Source organism: Rhodococcus sp. C26F, assembly GCF_053345925.1.
Window position 1 is genome coordinate 1 of record NZ_JBKFBA010000087.1, and the last position, 6,706, is coordinate 6,706.

A 6,706-nucleotide genomic window follows, 5' to 3' on the forward strand; every position below is an offset into this window, starting at 1 on the left:
CATCTTGTCGCTGTCGGCGAAAGGCCTGACCACCGGTGAAATCGCTGCGCACTTCGACGACGTCTACGGCGCGACGGTGTCGAAGGAGACGATCAGCAAGATCACCGACAAGGTCCTTGCTGAGATGGCCGAATGGTCTGTCCGGCCGCTCGACCCGGTGTATCCGGTGCTGTTCATCGATGCGATCCACGTCAAGATCCGCGATGGTCAAGTCGCCAATCGGCCGGTTTACGTGGCGGTGGGGGTCACCACCGCAGGGGAACGCGACATCCTCGGCTTGTGGGCCGGCGACGGTGGTGAGGGCGCGAAGTTCTGGTTGGCGGTGCTCACCGAGATCAAGAACCGCGGTGTCGAGGACGTGTGCATCGCCGTCTGCGACGGGCTCAAAGGTCTGCCCGAGGCGATCACCACCGTGTGGCCGCCGACGGTGGTGCAGACCTGCCTGATCCATCTGCTGCGCAACACCTTCCGGTATGCCGCCCGGCAGTATTGGGAGGAGATGTCCCGGGATCTGCGGCCGATCTACACTGCTCCGACCGAGGCGGCGGCGAAGGAACGGTTCGGCGAGTTCGCCGGCAAGTGGGGTCCGCGCTATCCGGCGATCGTCCGGATGTGGGAAAACAGCTGGTCGGAGTTTGTGCCGTTTCTCGACTACGACGTCGAGATCCGCCGGGTGATCTGCTCGACGAACGCGATCGAGTCACTCAACGCCCGGTACCGGCGGGCGATCCGGGCCCGTGGGCATTTCCCGAACGAGCAGGCCGCGCTCAAGTGTCTGTATCTGGCCACTCGTGCTCTGGACCCGACCGGCAAGGGACGCGCACGATGGACATCACGGTGGAAAGGAGCTTTGAACGCTTTCGCGATCACCTTCGAAGGACGCATCACTCCGACCAGCAACTAATCCCATGTGTCAGAACCAGATCCACCGATTACCTGACAGTCCCTGACCGATCCGTCAACATTAATGGCGCGGAACGTCATTGCTGCGGTTGCGGATACATCATCTCTCAAGTGTGAATGGCGACCGATCGCTGAGTTGGCCTCGCAGCATGTCTCATCGCGCGTGAGGTCGTGGGGTGAGCACGCAATCAAAATGTTCGATCTTATGAAAAACGGACGGGGGCCCTCCTGAGCGTTTCAGGCAGCCGGGCGTGGCGCCGGGACCCCATACCCAATCTCCTTCGGGGGTTGTTCAGCCGGCCGGGGTAGAGACGTTTGTGTTCGACCCCGCGCAGTAGGCCACGCTTCTCGTGGCCTACACACTGATGAGTGTCGTCTGGACAGGCTGCCGAGGTTCGTTAGTGAGGAGTGGCACTGGGGCATGGTGGGTGCCGATCGGCAGTGAGGTGCACTTCGCGTTGGCGTTGACTCCAAGTGGTCAGCAGTGTCATTTGGGTAGATGACAGAGGACTGACGGGGTCTGATCGGCTCGCTCAGGTCTGCCACCTGCCTCCGTGCTTTGATTGGCAGGTGGTGATCGAAGGCGAAATCGGACCGGCTAGTATGCGCACCGAGGCGCCAGGCGCCGAGTAGTTGAGGTCTGCCTCGGTCTGACGCGCAGATGATGTGATTCGAATCGTTCGAAGGTGGTGCGGAGTGGAGTTTCCGTTGCTGTCGGGAGGCGGAGAACCTTTTCTGCTTGACGATGTGGGCAAGGCGCACACCTGGGAAGAGATCGGAGCGCGGCGATGACCCCGAGTGCTAGTGCTGCATTACCTGATGTGGACTTTCGGCGGATCCGTCCCTACGGCTCGCCGGCGTCCCGTGCGGATGCGTTTGAGGAGTTGTCATCGATCCTTATACGTGATGGTTTGTTGGACTGGCCCGCCGGTACGGTCTTTCACCGATTCGGTAATCCTGATGGTGGGCGTGAGGGCAGGGGCGTCCTGCCGAATGGTGAGGTATGGGCTTGGCAGGCCAAGTATGTGTTCGAGCTCGGTGACAACGAGCTCGGGCAGGTCCACAAGTCGGTCGTCCGAGCTCTTGACACCGATCCGGCGTTGAAGCGGTACTACGTCGCGCTGCCCTACGACCGGCCCGCCGGAGATATCTCGGGCAGGAAGTCGGGGAGATCAGGTACGAAGCCGAGAAAGTCTGCGTTCACCAAGTGGACCCAGAAGAAGACCGAATGGGAGGAACTCGCTGCTGCTCGGGGGATGGAAGTCGACTTCATCTATGTAGGTGCCCACGACCTGGTGAGTGAACTGACGAAGCCTAGACACGCGGGCCGGATGCGATATTGGTTCGATGCCTCGGTCCTGTCCCCGGATGGTCTGAATCAGCGGCTTGCCGACGTGGTCGCTAAGGCCGGTCGCCGGTACAGCCCGCAGGTGCACGTTGAGGTCGAGGCCGTTCAGGTACTTGAGGGACTGGGACGTACGGAAAGATATGTTCGGAAGGTCCAGGTCGCCTTGGCCGGCATTCGGAAGGCCCGAAGCGATAGATGGCATGCGCCGAAGGGCGACGAGGCTGCGTTCCAAGACAGCATCGACCACTGCATCGAAACGTTGACGAACGCCGAGGCGGCCCTTCAGGGGTTCCTGGGGGCGGTAAGAACAACCGGTCCATTACCCGACATTGTCAACGAACTCCGGCCGGTCGAGGACAAGCTCGACGCGGTTCACCGACTGCTCCGAGACCGCCACCTCACGGGCGGCGGGCATTATGTCGATCAGGCCGGATTCCTGTACGGCACTGTGCAGAAGGCACGTGAAGCGTTGTGGGAGGCGCTCTCGCTGTCAGAGTCTCCGGACACTGAAGCAGCCAGGGTTGGCCGACTTCTGATGACCGGCCGTGCCGGTGTCGGGAAGACGCATCTGTTCTGCGACGTCGCGACCCGACGAATCGCGGCAGGGTTGCCCACTCTCGTTGCACTCGGCCAGGACTTCGACGCGAACAAACTTCTCCCTCAGATCGGGGAACTCGTCCAGATCGACGGGAACCTTGATGAGGTCCTGAAGGTGCTTGATGCCGCCGGCGAGGCATCCGGCAACCTCGCCATGTTGATGATCGACGCCGTCAATGAAGGAACACATGCCGAGCGGTGGGTCGACGATCTACGCGTCCTGTCCGGCGCGGCAGAGCGGTACCCGAACGTCGTGCTCGCAGTCTCATGCCGCACCGAGTTCGTCAAACCCGTCGTCGGCGACGCGGACGGATTCCCCACCGTCGAGCATTACGGATTCGCTGAGGCCACCAGCGAGGCCATCGACCGCTACACGCACGAATATAACCTCGAACCGCTGACCTTTCCGGTGCTGAACCCGGAATACGGAAACCCCTTGTTCCTCAAGCTCGCGTGCGAAGCGCTCACCACGCTGGGCGGGACCCACTTCACATTCGGAGCTGCAGGCCTGGCCACGGTATGCAACGCGTTTATGGAGGCGGTCAATAAACGTCTCGCAGCTCCGACCCGCTGCGACTATGACGAGACGACGAACCCAGTGCAGGCTGTCGTGCGTGCGCTCGTGACCCTAGGCCCGGGCCCGTACGAGCGCGCTGAAGCGCTACGCATCACCGAAGAGTTGTTGCCCAACCGCCCGTGGTCCAAGAGCCTGTTTCTCGGCCTCCTGCGGGAGGGCGTTCTGATGGATACACACGACAACCACGTCGCCTTCAGTTACCAGCGCCTCGGAGACGTCCTACGCGCACTTCTCCTGGCGGAGAAGACCGAGGCTGAGTTGTCCGCATGGCATGCGTCGCTCGGCGACAAGCGGTGGGAGGAACGGGGGACCATCGGAGCGCTCGCAGTCATCGCACCGGAAACCCTCAGCATTGAGATCATCGATCTCTTTGCGGACGAGAAGCGCCGCGTCGAGCACGACGTCGTAGATGCTTTCGTAGAAAGTCTCGCGCTGCGCGCGCCGCAACACACTACCGACCGGACGGCTCGAATCGTCGAGCAACTCGTCGAGTCCGACACGTGGGCGAGCGAGGTTTGGGAGAAGCTGGTCCGTGTGGCCTGTGTCCCTGGGCATAAAGTCAATGCCGAGTGGACCCACGAGTTACTGTCATCGAAGCCGTTGCCGGAAAGGGACTCGACCTGGTCCGAATGGCTTATCGAATCGAACGATTATTGGGGTGAGCAGCCAGTCAAGGTGCTGCTGGACTGGGGCTGGAATCCAAGCAAGACTGTCCGTGAAACCTCCGATCTGCCAGCGGATGTCGCCCGCCTGACGACCTTAATCCTGGGATGGATGCTGCCCACGCCGGACCGCCGTGTCCGCGACCGCGCGACGAAAGCGCTCGTCGGCGTCGGTGAGCGTGGACCAATCGGATTCGCCGCTGCGATTCGGCAGTTTCGGGGTTGCAATGATCCGTATATCGTTGAACGGCTTGCCGCGGCAGTATGTGCCGTCGCCCTCCGCTCATCTGACCCCGCGGTGGTCTTGCAGGCGGCGGATGCTGCGGTCGAGCTGGTCGCCGATGAATGGCCAGTGCACCTTCTCACGCGTGACTATCTGCGGCGTACGTCGGCGATTGCACGCACGAACGGCTGGACCGGACCAAAGTGGCTGCCTCCCTATGGCGCCAAGTGGCCCGTGCGTGCACGGTCCGCTAAGACCATTGAGGCGATGATCGAAGAAACGGACTACGGTTACTCATCGATCTGGGGGTCCCTGAACGGAATGTTTGGCGACTTCGGCCGTTACATTCTCGAACCCGCCCTAAAGCACTTTGACCACCCCGATCACAGAAAGCTTCGCGCCCGCGCCGAGCGAATCATCTTTAGCCGCGTCCTGGAACTCGGTTGGACTCCCGAACGGTTCAAGCATCTCGAGAGCGGTCGGCGACGCGGTCGCCGCGACGGACCGGTCGAGCGATACGGCAAAAAGTACCAGTGGATCGGCCTTTACGAGGTCCTTGGTCGTCTCGCCGACAACCACCACCTACGGGACCGATGGAGCGATGCAACCGAACCGTTCGAGTACGAATACGCCGAGCAACTCGTCTACAGGGACATCGATCCGACTGTTCTGACACCCGGCGGTATCGAGGCCCCCCACGACGAAACAAGTCCCTGGTTCATGCCCGTCTCCGCAGCTTTTCCCGTCGAAGTCGACAACGATTACCCCCGCGATCTTCAAGGCGTGCCCGACCCACTCGACCTCATCGCGCTGACCTCACCCGACGGTACCAAGTGGCTGTCGTTGATCCGGCACGGAAACTGGACACAGGTGCACCCCCCAGAGATCGCGGTCCTGAACGTCCCCAATCTCAACATCTGGATGCAAATCCGCGGATACCTCGTGCCTGTCGACACTACTGATGCACTCCGGACCTGGGCGACCGGGAAGGACTGGGACGGCCGCTGGATGCCAGAGAACGCCGAAGTACATAGCCGATTACTCGGAGCGCACCCAGAATCCCCGGACTGGGATTGGGCCGACGGAAACGCTGAGTCGGACAGCTTCAACAGTGAAAAGCCACCAACAGACCTATATCAGCCCATCGCCTTCTACGGCGGCACCGGCACATCGCGCGAAAGTGCCGGCATCGAGGAACCCACCGGTTACGTCCCTAGCCGAATGCTGTTCAACACCCTCGGTCTACACCGGGGGAAAGACTTCCAGTGGGCTGACACCACGGGACTAGCTGTCTTCGACCCAACCGCCGGCATGAACGAGGCATCGACTCTAGTGATGCGACGCGACTTGACTGACCTGCTCGCCGGTGCCGGGTACAACCTCTTCTGGACCGTGCTGCTGAACAAGCAACGACACGACCACGACTACGGCCGCCCCGGGCCCAACTACAGGTGGCTGAGCGCCAGTGCGTCGTACCTCATGACCGGGGAGACGATCGAGTGTGTGTCTGCAGACGCATGGAGGTGTTCGCCCTACGGGGAAGGGGACCCCGAACCGGTCGAATGGCAGATTCGTCGGACAGGGTGACCCCCTCCAGATTGTTCACGTCTGCGCGTACTACTGCGATCCGTCATGTGGCGGCGCGGCCCACCCAAGCCAGATGACGTTCTGCCACAGATTTTTTGTTGCGGTGACGTCCCTTGAGGATTCCAACTCGTGTTCTTCCTTCAATGACTTGGAGACCATGTCCTGGCGGATCGAGGAGTTCACGATCGATCAAGATCGGCCACCGCTTCCACGTCCCGTGCGTTTCCCAGCACTGAGGTACACCGAGGTGGACCCCGTGTTGGCGAGCTTGGACCCAGTGGTCCGGATCGGCGGCGATCTCGTCGATGTAGCCGTCATCGGTTGGCCCTGTCTGCATGGTAAGGAAGTCCTTGAGGGGGATCGCTTCGACGTCCCATCGAATTTGTGAGAGATCGACGCTCCTATAGTCATGGAGAAATGAGCTGTTGTCCGCGTGGTCGTACAGCCATTGCTCCAAAACGTCATCGGGCCACTGGAGCGCGAGCACGCTGGGGTGCCTACGAAATTCCGCAAAGCAGTACGGGGATTCGCGAGATGTCATTGCCAGTTTGGAGAAGTCGGTGAGATACACGACTCGATTCTGCACCTGTCGGCGCCGTAAGTAACAGTCTCCTGAGGCGGGCCACGGTGCTTGGTCGGCAGCGCTGGGTCTGCCGGATCTGGCGAGAAGGCGTGCACACCTCTGTTGTAGACAGTCGACGGCCGCGGCGGTCTTCACTGACTACCGTCGCTGACGTATAGCGACCGCTCCGATTCGGTTCCCAGGCGACGGCACCATGCCGCGAGGCATTGCGGCCGCAACTGTTGAC

The 6,706-nt window shown here is 61.4% G+C and carries 3 protein-coding genes; 2 read left to right on the forward strand and 1 reads right to left on the reverse strand.

Going from position 1 to position 6,706, the window contains the following annotated elements; genetic code table 11:
• Positions 1 to 904 (forward strand): IS256 family transposase (locus ACLBYD_RS30270; RefSeq protein ID WP_447819277.1); only part of this gene is annotated, 904 nt, incomplete at its 5' end.
• Between the two features lie 1,024 nt (positions 905 to 1,928).
• A complete protein-coding gene (locus ACLBYD_RS30275; RefSeq protein WP_447819343.1) occupies positions 1,929 to 5,897 on the forward strand; it encodes an NACHT domain-containing protein in 3,969 nt (1,322 codons plus the stop codon).
• Positions 5,898 to 5,940: 43 nt separating this feature from the next.
• On the opposite strand, the gene ACLBYD_RS30280 is transcribed toward ACLBYD_RS30275, so the two are convergent.
• Positions 5,941 to 6,468 (reverse strand): hypothetical protein, encoded by a 528-nt coding sequence (locus ACLBYD_RS30280; RefSeq protein ID WP_447819344.1) that lies wholly within the window; start codon positions 6,466 to 6,468, stop codon positions 5,941 to 5,943.
• Positions 6,469 to 6,706 lie beyond the last annotated feature (238 nt).